General features: G+C 61.5%; 15 protein-coding genes. 5 read left to right on the plus strand and 10 right to left on the minus strand.

The window, feature by feature from the left end; genetic code table 11:
* Positions 1-128 precede the first annotated feature (128 nt).
* The gene (yccS, locus tag HX801_RS14990) at positions 129-2312 is read left to right on the plus strand and encodes a YccS family putative transporter (RefSeq protein ID WP_003216889.1); all 2184 of its coding nucleotides are present in this window, start codon (positions 129-131) and stop codon (positions 2310-2312) included.
* Between the two features lie 104 nt (positions 2313-2416).
* On the opposite strand, the gene HX801_RS14995 is transcribed toward yccS, so the two are convergent.
* On the minus strand, positions 2417-3154 hold the full coding sequence (locus tag HX801_RS14995; protein WP_102370074.1) for an ABC transporter substrate-binding protein: 738 nt from the start codon (positions 3152-3154) through the stop codon (positions 2417-2419).
* 219 nt (positions 3155-3373) lie between these two features.
* Here HX801_RS14995 and HX801_RS15000 point away from each other — a divergent pair, with 219 nt between their 5' ends.
* On the plus strand, positions 3374-3826 hold the full coding sequence (locus tag HX801_RS15000; protein ID WP_003216885.1) for a GNAT family N-acetyltransferase: 453 nt from the start codon (positions 3374-3376) through the stop codon (positions 3824-3826).
* A gap of 115 nt (positions 3827-3941) precedes the next feature.
* On the opposite strand, the gene HX801_RS15005 is transcribed toward HX801_RS15000, so the two are convergent.
* From HX801_RS15005 to HX801_RS15015, 3 genes are read right to left on the minus strand one after another with little or no spacing between them, the layout of a single operon-like run.
* Positions 3942-4238 carry a helix-turn-helix domain-containing protein gene (locus tag HX801_RS15005; protein WP_008434063.1) on the minus strand — a complete coding sequence of 99 codons (297 nt, stop codon included), beginning with the start codon at positions 4236-4238 and terminating at the stop codon, positions 3942-3944.
* A gap of 19 nt (positions 4239-4257) precedes the next feature.
* Complete coding sequence (locus HX801_RS15010) at positions 4258-4758, minus strand: M48 family metallopeptidase (RefSeq protein WP_087693221.1); 501 nt, start codon at positions 4756-4758, stop codon at positions 4258-4260.
* Between the two features lie 43 nt (positions 4759-4801).
* A complete protein-coding gene (locus tag HX801_RS15015) occupies positions 4802-6913 on the minus strand; it encodes a bifunctional diguanylate cyclase/phosphodiesterase (protein ID WP_087693222.1) in 2112 nt (703 codons plus the stop codon).
* A 308-nt stretch (positions 6914-7221) separates the two neighbouring features.
* Here HX801_RS15015 and HX801_RS15020 point away from each other — a divergent pair, with 308 nt between their 5' ends.
* The 3 genes from HX801_RS15020 to HX801_RS15035 all read left to right on the plus strand — a co-directional run bounded on the left by HX801_RS15020 (position 7222) and on the right by HX801_RS15035 (position 10029).
* A complete protein-coding gene (locus HX801_RS15020; protein WP_003216876.1) occupies positions 7222-7887 on the plus strand; it encodes a polysaccharide lyase family 7 protein in 666 nt (221 codons plus the stop codon).
* A 141-nt stretch (positions 7888-8028) separates the two neighbouring features.
* The gene (alr, locus tag HX801_RS15025; protein ID WP_177022312.1) at positions 8029-9258 is read left to right on the plus strand and encodes an alanine racemase; all 1230 of its coding nucleotides are present in this window, start codon (positions 8029-8031) and stop codon (positions 9256-9258) included.
* A 477-nt stretch (positions 9259-9735) separates the two neighbouring features.
* The gene (locus HX801_RS15035) at positions 9736-10029 is read left to right on the plus strand and encodes a fructose-bisphosphate aldolase (protein WP_087693224.1); all 294 of its coding nucleotides are present in this window, start codon (positions 9736-9738) and stop codon (positions 10027-10029) included.
* Positions 10030-10088: 59 nt separating this feature from the next.
* On the opposite strand, the gene fba is transcribed toward HX801_RS15035, so the two are convergent.
* The 6 genes from fba to tkt all read right to left on the minus strand — a co-directional run bounded on the left by fba (position 10089) and on the right by tkt (position 16443).
* Positions 10089-11153, minus strand: coding sequence for a class II fructose-bisphosphate aldolase (gene fba / locus HX801_RS15040; protein ID WP_003177554.1), 1065 nt, complete (start codon positions 11151-11153; stop codon positions 10089-10091).
* Between the two features lie 197 nt (positions 11154-11350).
* Positions 11351-11686 carry an MliC family protein gene (locus HX801_RS15045; protein WP_003216869.1) on the minus strand — a complete coding sequence of 112 codons (336 nt, stop codon included), beginning with the start codon at positions 11684-11686 and terminating at the stop codon, positions 11351-11353.
* 60 nt (positions 11687-11746) lie between these two features.
* A complete protein-coding gene (locus HX801_RS15050) occupies positions 11747-11974 on the minus strand; it encodes a hypothetical protein (RefSeq protein ID WP_008434073.1) in 228 nt (75 codons plus the stop codon).
* A 29-nt stretch (positions 11975-12003) separates the two neighbouring features.
* Positions 12004-13167, minus strand: a complete 1164-nt coding sequence (locus tag HX801_RS15055) for a phosphoglycerate kinase (RefSeq protein WP_177022313.1) — start codon at positions 13165-13167, stop codon at positions 12004-12006.
* A gap of 19 nt (positions 13168-13186) precedes the next feature.
* The gene (gene epd, locus HX801_RS15060) at positions 13187-14236 is read right to left on the minus strand and encodes an erythrose-4-phosphate dehydrogenase (RefSeq protein WP_008434077.1); all 1050 of its coding nucleotides are present in this window, start codon (positions 14234-14236) and stop codon (positions 13187-13189) included.
* A gap of 209 nt (positions 14237-14445) precedes the next feature.
* The gene (gene tkt / locus HX801_RS15065; protein ID WP_008434079.1) at positions 14446-16443 is read right to left on the minus strand and encodes a transketolase; all 1998 of its coding nucleotides are present in this window, start codon (positions 16441-16443) and stop codon (positions 14446-14448) included.
* Between the last annotated feature and the right edge of the window lie 21 nt (positions 16444-16464).

A 16464-nucleotide genomic window follows, 5' to 3' on the forward strand; every position in this document is an offset into this window, starting at 1 on the left:
ATTTGGTTCGTGGTGTGCTTGGAAGTAATGACTGGAATAAATTTTGCTCTCAGATGTGATCGCCACGCTTGCCGTGGCGTCATTACTGGCTCAATTTAGCGGCATCGTCCCGGAAGACCCCAGACTTCATGTCATCGACCTCCTTCAAGCAGTCCATGCGGCGCCTTTGGGCACTGGATAAGTTCAGTTACAGCGTACGGGTATTCATCGCCCTGACCGGCAGCATGGCGCTGTGCTGGTACCAGAATGAAATGGCGCTGCTGATCCCGCTGTTCCTGGGCATTATCGCCAGCGCCCTGGCCGAGACCGATGACAACTGGCAGGGCCGGCTCAACGCCCTGGCCGTGACACTGGTGTGCTTCAGCACTGCGGCACTGTCCGTCGAACTGCTTTTCCCTTATCCCTGGATCTTCGCGATCTTCCTGGCTCTGTCCAGCTTCGGCCTGACCATGCTCGGTGCCCTCGGCGAGCGTTATGGGGCGATCGCTTCGGCCACCCTGATTCTCTCGGTCTACACCATGATCGGCGTGGACCAGCGCGGTGGCGCCGTCACCGACTTCTGGCATGAACCCTTGCTGCTGGTGGCCGGCGCCGCGTGGTATGGCGCGCTGTCGGTGTTGTGGCAGGTGCTGTTTTCCAACCAGCCGGTGCAGCAGAGCCTGGCGCGACTGTTTCGCGAGCTGGGACGCTACCTCAAGCTCAAGTCGTCGCTGTTCGAACCGATCCGCCAACTGGATGTGGAAGCGCGGCGCCTGGAACTGGCGCAGCAGAACGGCCGGGTGGTGGCAGCACTGAACGCCGCCAAAGAGATCATCCTGCACCGGGTCGGCAATGGTCGCCCGGGCTCCAAGGTCAGCCGCTACCTCAAGCTGTACTTCCTGGCCCAGGACATCCACGAGCGCGCCAGCTCGTCGCACTACCCTTACAACGCCCTCGCCGAAGCCTTCTTCCACAGCGACGTGCTGTTCCGCTGCCAGCGCCTGTTGCGCCAGCAAGGCAAGGCCTGCCAGACCCTGGCCGAATCGATCCAGATGCGCCAGCCGTTCGTTTATGACGACAGCTTCGCCGAAGCCCTGGGCGACCTCAACGCCTCCCTGGAACACCTGCGCATCCAGAGCAACCCGGCCTGGCGCGGCCTGCTGCGCTCCCTGCGCGCCCTGGCGGCCAACCTGTCGACCCTGGACCGCCTGCTGGGCGACGCCGCTAACCCCGACAGCCTGGCCGATGCCACCGACAGCAGCCTGCTGGACCGTGCACCGCGCAACCTCAAGGAAATGTGGACGCGCCTGCGCACGCAGTTGACGCCGACTTCGTTGCTGTTCCGCCATGCCCTGCGCCTGCCCCTGGCGCTGAGTATCGGCTACTGGATGGTGCACTTGATTCACCCGTCCCAAGGCTATTGGATCATCCTCACCACGCTGTTCGTGTGCCAGCCAAACTACGGCGCCACCCGGCGCAAGCTGGGCCAGCGGATCATCGGCACCGCCATCGGCCTGACCATCGCCTGGGCGCTGTTCGACCTGTTCCCCAACCCGCTGATCCAGTCGATGTTCGCCATCGCCGCCGGCCTGGTGTTCTTTATCAACCGTACCACGCGCTACACCCTGGCGACCGCCGCGATCACGCTGATGGTGCTGTTCTGCTTCAACCAGGTGGGCGACGGCTACGGGCTGTTCCTGCCACGGCTGTTCGATACCTTGCTCGGCAGCCTGATCGCCGGGCTGGCGGTGTTCCTGTTCCTGCCGGACTGGCAGGGCCGGCGCCTGAACAAGGTGCTGGCCAATACCCTGACCTGCAACAGCATCTACCTGCGCCAGATCATGCAGCAGTACGCCGCGGGCAAAAGCGACGACCTGGCTTACCGCCTCGCCCGGCGCAATGCCCACAACGCCGACGCCGCGCTGTCCACCACCCTGGCGAACATGCTGATGGAGCCGGGGCATTTCCGTAAGGAGGCGGATGTGGGGTTCAGGTTCCTGGTGCTGTCCCACACGCTGCTCAGCTACCTGTCGGGGCTGGGCGCCCACCGGGAAACCCAACTGCCGGCGGAAGTGCGCGAGCACTTGATTGAAGGCGCCGGGAAGACGCTGGCGGCGAGCATCGACGAGATCGCCACGGGGCTGGCGAACAAGCAGCCAATTGCGATTCAGAGTGATGCCGAGGAAGCCTTGGCAGTGGATCTGGAGCAGATGCCGGATGAGATTGATGAAGGGCAGCGGCTGGTGCAGACGCAATTGGCGCTGATCTGCCGGCAACTGGGGCCGTTGCGCACGTTGGCGGCTCACCTGATCAAAGATACCAGCGAAGCCTGAACCCTCTTCGCGAGCAAGCCCGCTCCCACATTCGGCCGAGCTCCACCTTTGGAATGCGGTCGAATGTGGGAGCGGGCTTGCTCGCGAAGGGGCCATTAGCCTCACTACATCCCGTGCTGCTTCATCAACCGCGCATAACTGCCATCTGCCTTCATCCTGGCAATCTCCCGATCAAACCCGGCAACAATCTGCTGATGCTGAGGATTTTTCAGGCTAACCAGAATGTGAAGGCTGTTTTCGCTCAGCGGCACCGGCAAAAACTCCACCGCGTTGCGCACGGTGGCGGACTCCCGAGCCAGGTAGTAGCGGGCGACGAATTCGTCCTCCAGCGTCAGCCGCACCCGCTGCGCCGCCAGCATGCGCACGGCCATGGCGAAGTTATGCACCGGGACTTTCTGCAATTGCGGATCGGCATCGAACGCCGCTGAATACGCATAGCCACGCACCACCGCGACGGGGTAGTCGTGCAACTGCTCCAGGTTCTGGTAGTCGATGGGATCGTCGCGGCGCTTGAGAAACAGCACCCGGTTGAGCAGGTATTCGCCGGAAAACTGCCCCAGCTGAGTACGCGCATCGTCGTACCAGGCGTTCACCAATACGTCGTAACGCCCATCGCCCACACCCATCAGCGCCCGCGCCCAGGGCACCTGTTCAAACTCACTGGCATAGCCGGCACGGGCCAGGGCGGTGGTCACGATGTCGGTGGCCAAACCACCATTGACCAGGGTGGCGTCAGTGAACGGCGGCCAGGCATCCGCCACCAGTCGCAAGCGTTCTGCCGCCACCGCCTGGGCCAGCAACAACAAACCGATCAAAGCAACGGCACGAGAAAATCGCGGCATGCTCAAGTCCTTGGCGGGCATTCTATGGCCTGACCTCTGGGGCAACCCGAGGATTTAACAGTAGCTCATCAATGAGCTGTACTGCAGATTACACAAAGACGGCAGCGTCGCACGCAGAGAATGATGGCAAATTGATCTCACTCACAAAAAAACCGCAATTTAGACACCCGCCTCCCGCGCGCTTACTATCCTGACCAGACAATCAGCCGAGAGAACACCATGACAGTCGAATGGGTCTGCAAACACCACAGTGACCTGGGCAAGGAGCAGCTGTACGCCATTTTGCGCCTGCGCTCGGAGGTCTTCGTGGTCGAGCAGAAATGCGTGTACCAGGACATCGACGGCCAGGACCTGGACGGTGACACCCATCACCTGATGGCCTGGGATGATGGTCAACTGCAGGCCTACCTGCGCCTGCTGGATCCTGAATCACAAGGTGGTGATGTGGTGATCGGCCGGGTGATCGTTGCGCCCAGCGCGCGGGGTACCGGGCTGGGCCACCAGATGATGGACGAAGCCCTCAGGCAGGCAGAGAAACAGTGGCCCGACGTGCCGATCTATCTGTCGGCCCAGGCGCATTTGCAAGGGTATTACGGGCGGTACGGGTTTGTGGTGGCGGGTGAGGAATACCTGGAGGATGACATTCCACATATAGGCATGCGCCGGGCATGAGGGCCTCTTCGCGAGCAAGCCCGCTCCCACATTTGACCGAGTTCCACCTTTGGAATGCGGTCGAATGTGGGAGCGGGCTTGCTCGCGAAGGCGTCAGCCCGGTCACCCCAAGCTTTCAGGGGTAACCCAACACCTGTTTAATGCTCGCCAGGTTCGCCTCGATCCAGCGCCGATCAATCGCGCCCCAATCACGAATCCGATAGCGCCCGGCATGATTGCGGGCGCCGTCTTCCTGTTCAAACTCACACACAATATCCAGGTCCGCCAACGCCGCAATCGTGTCCTGTGCAGTACGCCGGGGCATGCCCGTCACCTCGGTCAGTGCCGGGACGCTGCTGGCCAGCTGGCTATCAATCAGGTACGCCACATACAGGCGCCGGTAGAAGCTGCTTTTGGTCTTGCTCACATCCATGCTCGATCGCCTTTGAAGGTCAGGGCTTGCCCTGCAGGTCCCGCCAGGTCAGGTACACCCGCAGGTCGAATTCCACCTGATGGTAGCCCGGCAACATGTATTCACAGAGTTTGTAGAACGCCTTGTTGTGGTCCGATTCCTTGAAGTGCGCCAGTTCGTGTACCACGATCATGCGCAGAAATTCCGGCGCGGCTTCCTTGAACAGCGAGGCGATACGGATTTCTTTCTTCGACTTGAGGTTGCCACCCTGCACCCGGGAGATGGTGGTGTGCAGGCCGAGGGCGCGGTGGGTCAGGTCCAGGCGGTTGTCGAACAACACCTTGTCGATGGCCGGGGCGTTGCGCAGATGTTCCTGCTTCAGGGCCTGGGCGTAGTTGTACAGCGCTTTGTCGCTCTGCACGCCATGCCGTTCGGGGTAGCGCTGGGTCAGGTAGTCGCCGAGTTGGTCCTTGGCAATCAACTGGCGCACTTGCTCCTGCAATGCTGGGGGGTAGGCCTGGAGGTATTTCAGCGCGGTCATGGGGTCAACAACGGGTATTTGAATGGGCGCCAGTGTAGCGAATTCAGCGGGCCGCTGCGCGCAGGCGCCAGTCGGCAATTTCATCCGCGATCAACGGCGGCGCCACCTGCGGGCCCTGGATGAACTGGCAGCCGTTGGCCTTGAGCCACTCAACTTGCTCCTGGGTCTCGACGCCTTCGGCAATCACCAGCAGATCAAAATGCCGGCACAATTCGATAATGCTGCGCGCCATCGCCGCGTCCCGGGATGAACCCGGCAGGCGGGCGATCAGCTTCGGGTCGAGCTTGAGGGTGTCGAATTCCAGGTCCCGCAGGTGGGCCAGGGAGCAGTTGCCCGCGCCGAAATCATCCAGGGCAATCCGCACGCCGGCCCGGCGCAACAGCTTGAGCTGCTTGGTGGACTCATCCAGGTTGTGCATCAGGCTTTCTTCACTGATCTCCACCTCAAGCTGCCGGCCTTGCAACCCATGTCGCTCCAGCACCTGCTGCAGCTGGCTGGCCAGGTTCGGCATATTGAACTGGCTGCTGCTCAAGCTCACGCTCAGGACCAACTCATCGCTGAACACCCCAGCCCATGCCTGCCGCTGGGCGGCCACCTGCTGGTAGATCCAGGTGCTCAACTGGCTGATCAGCCGCGCCTCTTCGAGCAACGGCAGAAACAGCCCCGGCGGCACATCGCCGACACTCGGGTGCTGCCAGCGCAGCAGCGCTTCGACACCCCGCAGATGGCCGTCGTGCAACGACACCTGCGGCTGGTACACCAGGGTGAAATCCTTGCTGTCGATGGCGCTGCGTACGCTGTCTTCGAGCATCAGGCGCGAGCGGGCCCGGCCGTTCATTTCCTGGTCGTAGTAGCGATATTGCTGACGCCCGGCGCGCTTGGCCTCGTACATCGCGACGTCGGCCGCGCGCAGCAGGCCGTTGAGGTCCGAGCCGCAGTCCGGGAAAGTGGCGATGCCGATACTGACGCCCAGCATCACATCCAGACCGTCGACCTGCTGACAGATCGACACCCGTTCGATCAGTTTTTCCGCAATCTTGGCCGCCTGCTCCGGGAATTCCAGCTCCAGCAGCGCGGTGAATTCATCCCCGCCCATGCGCCCGAGAATGTCGTAGGAGCGCAGGCACGCCTTCAACTGTTCCGAGACCCAGCGCAGCACGCGGTCTCCGGCGTCGTGGCCGAGGGAATCGTTGACCCGCTTGAACCCGTCCAGGTCCAGGTACAGCAGCACCAGCGACTGCTCGTTACGCTCGCTGCGCAACAGCACATTCTCCACCGACTGGTGAAACCCACGCCGATTGAGCAGGCCCGTCAGCGGGTCGGTGACGGCCTGGAACTCCAGTTGCTGATGCAGATGGCGCACCTCGGACATGTCCAGCACCGTGACCACCATGGCTTTCTGCTCGGCCGGCAGCGGGGCGCACGACATCGCCACGGGCAACTGCTGGCCGGGCGCGGTGCGCAAGATGGCGTCGTGCAGGCGCCAGGTTTCACCACGTTTGTAGCCTTCATACAAGGCAGAATCGGACCACCCAGGCACATGGGGCTTCTGTAGGAAGCCCAGGAACTCGGCACCCTGGATCTCAGCGACCGGCGCATTGATCAGCCGCGAAATCGCCGGGTTGGCGTAGCTGATCACGCCGTCTTCGCCCACCACCAGGATGCCTTCGGCGGCGTTGTCGAGCACCGAGGCATTGAAGGCCCGGGCCGATTCCAGATCGTGACTCAGGCGCTGCAAGGCACGGCGGTTGCGCTGGTGCTCCAGCAGGGCCTGGACCTTGGGCTTGAGGATATTCGGGTCGAAGGGTTTCAGCAGGTAGTCGATCGCGCCGCTGGCATAGCCTTCCAGCATCGCCGCTGGCGATTGGGCGTGAGCGCTGAGAAAGATGATCGGGGTCAGTTGCGTGCGCTGGCTGCCGCGCATCAGCCGGGCCACCTCGAACCCGTCCATGCCGGGCATCATCACATCCAGCAACACCAGGTCGACGTCGTGTTCGAGCAGCAATCCCAAGGCTTCAACCCCGGAGGCCGCCGTCACCACATGCCAATCTTCACGCTGCAATAGCGCACGCATGCTGATCAGGTTTTCGGGATAGTCATCGACCACCAAAAGCACTGAACAACCATCGCGAGGCTTGATTGGAGCGCATTCCATTGCTGCTTCTCTTTCGTCGGAGTCATTCCGGTCATTTTTGCGACAAAACCGGATAAACAATAAGGGCTCACTCTAGCCCTGGATCCCATAAAGCAGAAGCCACGACGGTGCCATCATTGCGCCAAAGCCCAGACAACCGACTAACGGTCAGTGTCTACAGCCCGCGGTTTACGGGAAACATGGCTTTTTGACATTTCATTGGCGCCAACAATCCGCCACAAAGCCATTAACAATCCATTTCGAGCCACCTATAAAGAAAGTGCCGGCTCCCGTGCCAAGGCCTTCTTTCCCCGTTAAAGGCGTATTCAATGATTGATCTGTCCACCTGGAACCTGAGCATCCCCGTCGGCTCCCCGCCCTCGACCATCGACACGCCGAAACTGCTCAGCGGGTTCAAGGACCAATACTTCCAGGCCGAAGGCAGCAGCGTGCAATTCTGGACCCCGGTGACCGGCACGCGTACCGAGAACGCCGTTTACCCTCGCAGCGAACTGCGGGAAACCTACGCCGACGGCCGCCTGCGCAACTGGCTGTACAGCGACGCCGACAATTTCCTGCGTGCCACGTTGGCGGTCAACAAGGTGCCGTCGTCCGGCAAGGTGGTGATCGGTCAAATCCACGCCTACGAAAGCCAGAAGCCACTGATCAAGGTCGAATACCAATACAAGGAAAAAACCCAGACCGGCAACATCGTCGCCAAGGTGCGCATGCGCCCTGACGAGTCGGAAGGCCGGGTGATCATCGTCGCCGAGAACGTACCGCTGGACCGCGACTTCACCTACGTCATCCACCTGAACAAGGCCGGCCTGCTGAGCGTCGACGCCGCCAACGGGCAGTGGAACGAACGCATCGGTGCTGCGTGGGGCAAACAGCCGCTGTACTTCAAGGCCGGCGCCTACGTGCAGGACAACAGCGGCAACAGCAAGGAAGGCGCCCGCGTGACGTTTGCCAAGCTGGACATTGATCACGACTGAAGCTGATTCGCTTCAGCGACCGGTCCCACGACGCTTTAGGACAGAACCGCGACCCAGGGTCTCGACTTTCTTGTAGGACAATCCGAGTATGGCGCCGCGCACGCGCACTACCCCCTACAAGAAAGTCATGGAGACTGCCCAATGCCCTTTTCCCGCACCCTGCTCGCCCTCTCTATGGGCATGGCACTGCTGCAAAACCCGGCCTTCGCCGCCCCGCCCCTCTCGATGGCCGACGGGGTGGCCCAGGTCAATATCCAGGACAGCAACGCCTGGGTCGAAATCAACAAGGTCGCCTTCGAAAACAATATCCGCATCCTGCAAGCCAGCCTCGCTGACAAGTCGAAAATCTGCGCCGTGCTCAAGGCGGATGCCTACGGTCACGGCATCGGTTTACTGATGCCCTCGGTGATCAAACTGGGCGTGCCCTGCGTCGGCATCGCCAGCAACGAAGAAGCCCGCGTGGTCCGTGAAAGCGGCTTCAAGGGCCAACTGATCCGCGTACGCACCGCCGCCCTGAGCGAGCTGGAAGCTGCGTTGCCGTATAACGTCGAAGAGCTGGTGGGCAATCTGGACTTCGCCGTGCGCGCCAGCCTGATCGCCGAAAACCACGGCCGCCCACTGGTCGTGCACCTGGGCCTGAACTCCAGCGGCATGAGCCGCAACGGTGTGGAAATGACCACCGCCCAGGGCCGCCGCGACGCCGTAGCGATTACCAAGGTGCCAAACCTGCAGGTGACGGCGATCATGACCCACTTCGCCGCCGAAGACGCCGCCGACGTGCGCACCGGCCTCAAGGCGTTCAACGAACAAGCCAACTGGCTGATCAACGTCGCCCAGCTCGACCGCAGCAAAATCACCCTGCACGCCGCCAACTCCTTCGCCACCCTGGAAGTGCCCGAGTCGCGGCTGGACATGGTTCGTCCGGGCGGCCTGCTGTTTGGCGATACCGTACCGTCGTTCACCGAATACAAGCGCGTGATGCAGTTCAAATCCCACGTGGCGTCGGTCAACAGCTACCCGAAAGGCAACACCGTAGGCTACGACCGCACCTACACCCTGGCGCGGGATTCGAAACTGGCGAACATCACCGTGGGTTATTCCGACGGCTATCGCCGCGCGTTTACCAACAAAGGCATCGTGCTGATCAACGGGCACCGGGTGCCGGTGGTGGGCAAGGTGTCGATGAACACCCTGATGGTCGATGTCACCGACGTGCCGACCGTGAAGAGCGGCGATGAAGTGGTGTTGTTCGGCAAGCAGGGCGCGGTGGAGACCAGCCAGGCGGAAGTTGAAGACATCAACGGTGCGTTGCTGGCGGATCTGTATACGGTGTGGGGTAACTCGAATCCGAAGGTGCTGGTGGAGAACTAAGTCTCCTCACATCTCGTAGGCACTGTCCTAGGGACCCAAGGATCATTCGGTGATTAACACAATCACTTAAACAACACTTATCCCTGTGGGAGCCGGGCTTGCCCGCGATGGCGGTGTATCAGCCAACTTATTCTTCGACTGGCACACCGCCATCGCGGGCAAGCCCGTCTCCCACATGGGTCCTGTGTCCTACAGGGCCGTTGCGGTGAATCGGAGCGCCGCTTATAGTTCGCCCCGTCGCCGGCATTGAACGGCGACAGGGTTTCGCAGCCCTAACGATACGTGTGTAACCAAGCATCATGAATGCAACGACTAGCGCTTCTACGTCCGTCGTTTATTTTATGGTGGCTGTGTGTGGGAGACCTTCGGGTCTGCCGGGTTCCTCGTATCCTCGGTCTGCGAACCCGCACACAGCTACCACCCATTCGTTTCGCAGCGAACGGCGGTAGTCCTTTTTAGATACGAGGAATATTTGCCATGACGCCAGAACTCCCGCCCCGCCGTTTCACCCCTTGCACCGAAACAGCCACCGAATATCCGGTACTCCTGATCGACAGCGAAGCTCCGCTGCAGGACCTGCACGCCTGCCTGCGTGAACGCCTCAACGCCGCCCTCGAACACCTCAACCTGATGGCCTGCTCCAGCCTGCCCGATTTTGCGGAGCGTGACCTGAACCACGTAGCCAACACCGCCCGCATCCTGGTGCAGGACGTAAGCGACGTATTCCGCGTCATCGAATACCGCGGCTTCGACACCCCCGCAGCTGCCTGATCAAATTTCAGCCACAAAAAAGCCCGCATCGCTGCGGGCTTTTCATTAACGCGTAAGGCTTAGTTGACCTTGGCGTTCAACTCACCTTTCAGGTAACGCTGGTACATCGCTTCCAGGGAGATCGGCTTGATCTTCGAAGCGTTGCCCGCAGTACCGAAGGCTTCGTAACGTGCGATACATACATCACGCATGGCAGTCACGGTAGCGCCGAAGAATTTACGTGGGTCAAATTCGCTCGGGTTGGTGGCCATCAGGCGACGCATTGCACCGGTGGAGGCCAGGCGCAGGTCGGTGTCGATGTTGACCTTGCGCACGCCGTACTTGATGCCTTCGACGATTTCTTCAACAGGCACGCCGTAGGTTTCTTTGATGTCGCCGCCGTACTGGTTGATGATCGCCAGCCACTCTTGCGGTACCGAGGAAGAACCGTGCATCACCAGGTGGGTGTTCGGGATGCGCTTGTGGATTTCCTTGATGCGGTCGATGGCCAACACGTCGCCGGTAGGTGGCTTGGTGAATTTGTAGGCGCCGTGGCTGGTGCCGATGGCGATGGCCAGGGCGTCAACTTGGGTCTTTTTCACGAAGTCGGCGGCTTCTTCCGGATCGGTCAGCATTTGGCTGTGATCCAGTACGCCTTCGGCGCCGATACCGTCTTCTTCACCGGCCATGCCGGTTTCCAGGGAACCCAGGCAGCCCAGTTCGCCTTCAACCGAAACGCCACAGGCGTGAGCCATGGCCACGGTTTGTTGGGTGACGCGTACGTTGTATTCGTAGTCGGTCGGGGTCTTGCCGTCTTCGCCCAGGGAACCGTCCATCATTACCGAGCTGAAGCCCAGCTGGATGGAGCGCTGGCACACGTCAGGGCTGGTGCCGTGGTCCTGGTGCATGCACACCGGGATGTGCGGGAATTCTTCGATCGCGGCGAGGATCAGGTGACGCAGGAACGGGGCACCGGCGTATTTGCGCGCGCCGGCCGAAGCCTGGACGATCACTGGAGAGTCAGTCTTGTCAGCGGCTTCCATGATGGCGCGCATCTGCTCAAGGTTGTTGACGTTGAAGGCTGGAACGCCATAGCCGAATTCGGCTGCGTGGTCCAACATCTGGCGCATGCTGATAAGTGCCATTGTGAGTCTCTCTCCCGGTCGAGGGTCGTTAATCGTGCAAGCCTGCCGTAGCGGCGGCTGCTATTCAAGTTATTGAAGGTCAGGCTTTCAAAGCCTGCCCTGCTTAATCGTTAAACCTGTCTGTAGGACCCGGCTTGCCGGCGATGGCGGCTGACGCTATCGCCGGCAAGCCGGCTCCTACAGGTGATCGCGGCGTGTTATTGCGCTTTACAGCCACGCCCGATCAAATCATCGGTGGCAACCCAGTAAACCAGGCCTTCCTCACCTTTTGTGTGAAACGCCAACTGGCCGTCGCTGTACAGCACGCCCGAGGCCGCCACATCCTGCTTGAGGCGATACACCTGGTCCGAGCCGCCGAGGCGCACATCCACCTGGGTGCGGGCCTGGTCGGCAAACCGCCAGTTGACTTGCGCCTGGCTGTCACACGTCCAGGTGGTCCACTTGTCTGCCGGCTCTGCCTTCTTGTCGAACATGTTCAGGTTGGTGCATCCGGCCAATAACGCCAGTGCCGCCAGGGCGAAAACGCCTTTCATTGCCAATCCTCAAGCGGCGACCTGCGGCCACCGCGGCTGTCGGTTAGTGAATCAGACCCGTCAAGGGCAACCCTGTTCCTGACCGTTGGGCGCAGAGTCGTATTTCTCCAACCCGTCCGGCCCGATGCGCTTGTTGATCACCGGCATGGTTTCGGCTTGCCAGTCAGCCTGATAGCAACTCTTTTGCCGAGCCGCCCCGGCCTTTTCAGACTCGGGCGCCGCTTTCGGCGTGCTGCCGCAGCCGGCCAGCAGGCCCGCTGCAATCACCAGTGCCAACGACCTGATCATCGGAATGCTCCTTTTCCTCAGCAAGTGCCTTATCCCTTGGCCCGGCTTTCCAGCACTTCGACAGCCGGCAGTACCTTGCCTTCAACGAATTCGAGGAACGCACCACCCCCCGTAGAAATGTAGGAGATCTGGTCAGCAACGCCATATTTATCGATGGCCGCCAGGGTGTCGCCACCGCCAGCGATGGAAAATGCCGAGCTTTCAGCGATGGCGTGGGCCAGCACTTTGGTGCCGTTGCCGAACTGGTCGAACTCGAACACGCCGACCGGGCCGTTCCACAGGATGGTCTTGGACGACTTCAGCAGTTCAGCGAAGTTGGCTGCAGTTTGCGGGCCGATGTCCAGGATCATGTCGTCAGCGGCAACGTCAGCGATCAGCTTGACGGTGGCTTCGGCGCTTTCAGCGAATTCCTTGGCCACCACCACGTCTACCGGCAGCGGCACGCTGACCTTGGCGGCGATGGCGCGGGCGGTGTCCAGCAGGTCCGGCTCGTACAGCGATTTGCCCACCGGGTGACCGGCAGCAGCCAGGAAGGTGTTGGCAATGCCGCCGCCGACGATCAGCTGGTTGCAGATCTGGCTCAGGCTGTTCAGCACGTCGAGCTTGGTGGACACCTTGGAGCCGGCAACGATGGCGGCCATCGGTTGGGCCGGAGCGCCGAGGGCCTTGCCCAGTGCGTCCAGTTCAGCCGCCAGCAACGGGCCAGCTGCGGCAACTTTGGCAAACTTGGCCACGCCGTGGGTCGAACCCTCGGCACGGTGCGCGGTGCCGAAGGCGTCCATCACGAACACGTCGCACAGGGCAGCGTATTGCTGGGCCAGTTCGTCGCTGTTCTTTTTCTCGCCCTTGTTGAAGCGCACGTTTTCGAACAGCACGACGTCGCCAGCCTTCACGTCCACACCGTTCAGGTAGTCGGCAACCAGCGGCACGTCGCGGCCCAGGGCCTTGCTCAAATATTCAGCTACAGGCTTGAGGCTGTTTTCTGCCGAGAATTCACCTTCGGTCGGACGACCCAAGTGGGAGCAGACCATCACGGCCGCACCTTTTTCCAGGGCCAGCTTGATGGTCGGCAGCGAGGCCAGGATTCGCGCATCGCTGGTGACAACACCGTCCTTGACTGGGACGTTGAGGTCTTCGCGGATCAGTACGCGCTTACCTTGCAGATCGAGGTCGGTCATCTTCAACACGGTCATGGGGGGCAATTCCTGAGAGCTAAAGTTGTGGAGAGGCTGTTTGCAGATAGTGTTCTGCAACGTCCAGCATTCGGTTGGCAAAACCCCATTCGTTGTCGAACCAAGCCAGGATGTTCACCAGCCGTGGGCCGGAAACGCGGGTCTGGCTGGCATCGACGATGGCCGAATGCGGGTCGTGGTTGAAATCACAGCTGGCGTGCGGCAACTCGGTGTAGGCCAACAGGCCTTTGAGCGGGCCGCTGGTGGCGGCGTCGCGCAGGATCCGGTTGACTTCGCCGGCATCGGTGTCGCTGACGGTTTGCATGGTGATGTCCAGGCAAGACACATTCACCGTCGGTACCCGTACGGCTTTGGCCTGGATTCGCCCGGCAAGTTCCGGCAACAGTCGCTCGATACCGCGCGCCAGGCCGGTGGACACCGGAATCACCGACTGAAACGCCGAACGCGTACGGCGCAGGTCTTCATGGTGGTAAGCGTCAATCACCGGCTGATCGTTCATTGCCGAGTGAATGGTGGTGATCGACACGTATTCCAGGCCAATCGCCTGGTCCAGCAGGCGCAACAGCGGCACGCCGCAGTTGGTGGTGCAGGAGGCGTTGGACACCAGCAATTCGGCACCGGTCAGGCAATCCTGGTTCACGCCGTAGACGATGGTGGCGTCGACATCCGCCTCGCTGGCCATCGGCTGGGAAAACAGGACCCGTGGTGCGCCGGCGTCGAGAAACCGCTGGCCGTCGGCACGGGTGTGATAGGCACCGGAGCATTCCAGCACCAGGTCGACGTCCAGCGCCGCCCAGTCGATGCCCTCAGGGGTGGCACTGCGCAGGACCTTCACGCAGTTGCCATTAATATGCAGACAATCGTCCTCGACCCGCACTTCGCCGGGGAACCGGCCGTGGGTGGAGTCAAAGCGTGTCAGGTATTCGATGCTGGCCATGTCCGCCAGATCGTTGATCGCGACAATTTCAAACCCGGCCGCCGGCCCTCGCTCGAACAGAGCACGCAAGACGCAACGACCAATCCGGCCGTAGCCGTTGAGTGCAACTTTGTAGGGACGCGGTTGAGGCATGGGGTTCTCGCATTGTGGGCGACACAAACCTTTGCAGGAACTCGCTTGTGTGGCGAGGGAGCTTGCTCCCGCTGGAGTGCGAAGCACTCCCAGACCGGCTGACGAGGTGTATCTGACACATCTCGATCGCACGGCTTGGGGCCGCTTCGCAGCCCAGCGGGAGCAAGCTCCCTCGCCACAACAAGCTCGCTCCTACAAGGGGACGCGCTTTAGTCTTCCAGCAGCTCTTCAGCCTGACCCAGGATGTTTTCCAGGGTGAAACCGAACTCTTCGAACAACGCTGGCGCCGGCGCCGACTCACCGTAGGTGGTCATGCCGATCACGCGACCTTCCAGGCCCACGTACTTGTACCAGTAGTCGGCGTGAGCCGCTTCGATGGCGATACGTGCGCTGACCTGCAACGGCAACACCGATTGCTTGTAGTCGGCGTCCTGGGCTTCGAAGACGCTGGTGCACGGCATGGAAACCACACGCACGTTACGACCGGCGGCAGTCAGCTTGTCGTACGCCTGAACCGCCAGGCCCACTTCGGAACCGGTGGAGATCAGGATCAGCTCCGGCTCGCCGATGCAGTCTTTCAGCACGTAGCCACCACGGCTGATGCCTTCGATCTGCGCCGCGTCGCGGGTTTGGTGCTGCAGGTTCTGACGGGAGAAGATCAGCGCCGAAGGGCCGTCCTTGCGCTCGATTGCGTGCTTCCAGGCCACAGCCGATTCGACCGCGTCCGATGGGCGCCAGGTGTCCAGGTTCGGCGTGGTGCGCAGGCTGGTCAATTGCTCGACCGGCTGGTGCGTCGGGCCGTCTTCGCCCAGGCCGATGGAGTCGTGGGTGTAGACGAAGATCACACGCTTCTTCATCAACGACGCCATGCGTACGGCGTTGCGGGCGTATTCCATGAACATCAGGAAGGTCGCGCCGTAAGGCACCAGGCCGCCGTGCAGGGCAACGCCGTTCATGATGGCGCTCATGCCGAACTCGCGCACGCCGTAGTACATGTAGTTGCCGCTGGCGTCTTCCGCCGAGACACCTTTGCAACCTTTCCACAGGGTCAGGTTGGAACCGGCCAGGTCAGCCGAACCGCCGAGGAACTCAGGCAGCAGCGGGCCGAACGCGTTCAGGGTGTTCTGGCTGGCTTTACGGCTGGCGATGGTTTCGCCCTTGGCCGCCACTTCGGCGATGTAGGCCGAGGCCTTTTCAGCGAAGTCGGCAGGCAGGTCACCGGCCAGGCGGCGAACCAGTTCGTTGGCCAACTCAGGGAATTCGGCGGAGTAGGCCGCGAAACGCTGGTCCCACTCGGCTTCGACCGCCAGGCCGGCTTCCTTGGCGTTCCACTCGGCGTAGATGTCAGCCGGGATTTCGAACGGGCCGTGGTTCCACTTCAGCGCAGCGCGGGTCAGGGCGATTTCCGCGTCACCCAGTGGGGCGCCGTGGCAGTCTTCCTTGCCTTGCTTGTTCGGCGAACCGAAGCCGATGGTGGTCTTGCAGCAGATCAGGGTCGGCTGCTCGCTTTTGCGGGCCGTCTCGATCGCAATCTTGATTTCTTCCGGGTCATGACCGTCGACATTGCGGATCACCTGCCAGTTGTAGGCTTCGAAACGCTTCGGCGTGTCATCGGTGAACCAGCCTTCGACTTCGCCGTCGATGGAGATGCCGTTGTCATCGTAGAAGGCGATCAGCTTGCCCAGGCCCAGGGTACCGGCCAGGGAGGCGACTTCGTGGGAAATGCCTTCCATCATGCAGCCATCACCGAGGAACACGTAGGTGTGGTGGTCGACAACGTTGTGGTTCGGGCGGTTGAACTGCGCAGCCAGCACTTTTTCAGCCAGGGCAAAACCCACGGCGTTGGCCAGGCCCTGGCCCAGTGGACCGGTGGTGGTCTCAACGCCAGGGGTGTAGCCGTATTCCGGGTGGCCCGGGGTGCGGCTGTGGATCTGGCGGAAGTTTTTCAGGTCGTCGATGGTGACGTCGTAGCCGGTCAGGTGCAGCAACGAGTAGATCAGCATCGAGCCGTGGCCGTTGGACAGGATGAACCGGTCACGGTCGGCGAACGACGGGTTGCTCGGGTTGTGTTTCAGGTAGTCACGCCAAAGTACCTCGGCGATATCCGCCATGCCCATCGGGGCACCGGGATGGCCGCTGTTGGCTTTTTGCACGGCATCCATGCTGAGGGCACGAATGGCGTTGGCACGCTCACGACGGCTGGGCATCGCTGATCTCCTGGAGGTTGA

Origin of the sequence: Pseudomonas sp. G1002, from assembly GCF_013385455.1 — a bacterium.
GTDB lineage: Bacteria > Pseudomonadota > Gammaproteobacteria > Pseudomonadales > Pseudomonadaceae > Aquipseudomonas.

Excerpts from the sequence above, each read along its gene's own strand:
- yccS (WP_003216889.1), top strand. The coding sequence starts at position 129 with ATGTCATCGACCTCCTTCAAGCAGTCCATGCGGCGCCTTTGGGCACTG.
- HX801_RS14995 (WP_102370074.1), bottom strand. The coding sequence starts at position 3,154 with ATGCCGCGATTTTCTCGTGCCGTTGCTTTGATCGGTTTGTTGTTGCTG.
- HX801_RS15000 (WP_003216885.1), top strand. The coding sequence starts at position 3,374 with ATGACAGTCGAATGGGTCTGCAAACACCACAGTGACCTGGGCAAGGAG.
- HX801_RS15005 (WP_008434063.1), bottom strand. The coding sequence starts at position 4,238 with ATGGATGTGAGCAAGACCAAAAGCAGCTTCTACCGGCGCCTGTATGTG.
- HX801_RS15010 (WP_087693221.1), bottom strand. The coding sequence starts at position 4,758 with ATGACCGCGCTGAAATACCTCCAGGCCTACCCCCCAGCATTGCAGGAG.
- HX801_RS15015 (WP_087693222.1), bottom strand. The coding sequence starts at position 6,913 with ATGGAATGCGCTCCAATCAAGCCTCGCGATGGTTGTTCAGTGCTTTTG.
- HX801_RS15020 (WP_003216876.1), top strand. The coding sequence starts at position 7,222 with ATGATTGATCTGTCCACCTGGAACCTGAGCATCCCCGTCGGCTCCCCG.
- alr (WP_177022312.1), top strand. The coding sequence starts at position 8,029 with ATGCCCTTTTCCCGCACCCTGCTCGCCCTCTCTATGGGCATGGCACTG.
- HX801_RS15035 (WP_087693224.1), top strand. The coding sequence starts at position 9,736 with ATGACGCCAGAACTCCCGCCCCGCCGTTTCACCCCTTGCACCGAAACA.
- fba (WP_003177554.1), bottom strand. The coding sequence starts at position 11,153 with ATGGCACTTATCAGCATGCGCCAGATGTTGGACCACGCAGCCGAATTC.
- HX801_RS15045 (WP_003216869.1), bottom strand. The coding sequence starts at position 11,686 with ATGAAAGGCGTTTTCGCCCTGGCGGCACTGGCGTTATTGGCCGGATGC.
- HX801_RS15050 (WP_008434073.1), bottom strand. The coding sequence starts at position 11,974 with ATGATCAGGTCGTTGGCACTGGTGATTGCAGCGGGCCTGCTGGCCGGC.
- HX801_RS15055 (WP_177022313.1), bottom strand. The coding sequence starts at position 13,167 with ATGACCGTGTTGAAGATGACCGACCTCGATCTGCAAGGTAAGCGCGTA.
- epd (WP_008434077.1), bottom strand. The coding sequence starts at position 14,236 with ATGCCTCAACCGCGTCCCTACAAAGTTGCACTCAACGGCTACGGCCGG.
- tkt (WP_008434079.1), bottom strand. The coding sequence starts at position 16,443 with ATGCCCAGCCGTCGTGAGCGTGCCAACGCCATTCGTGCCCTCAGCATG.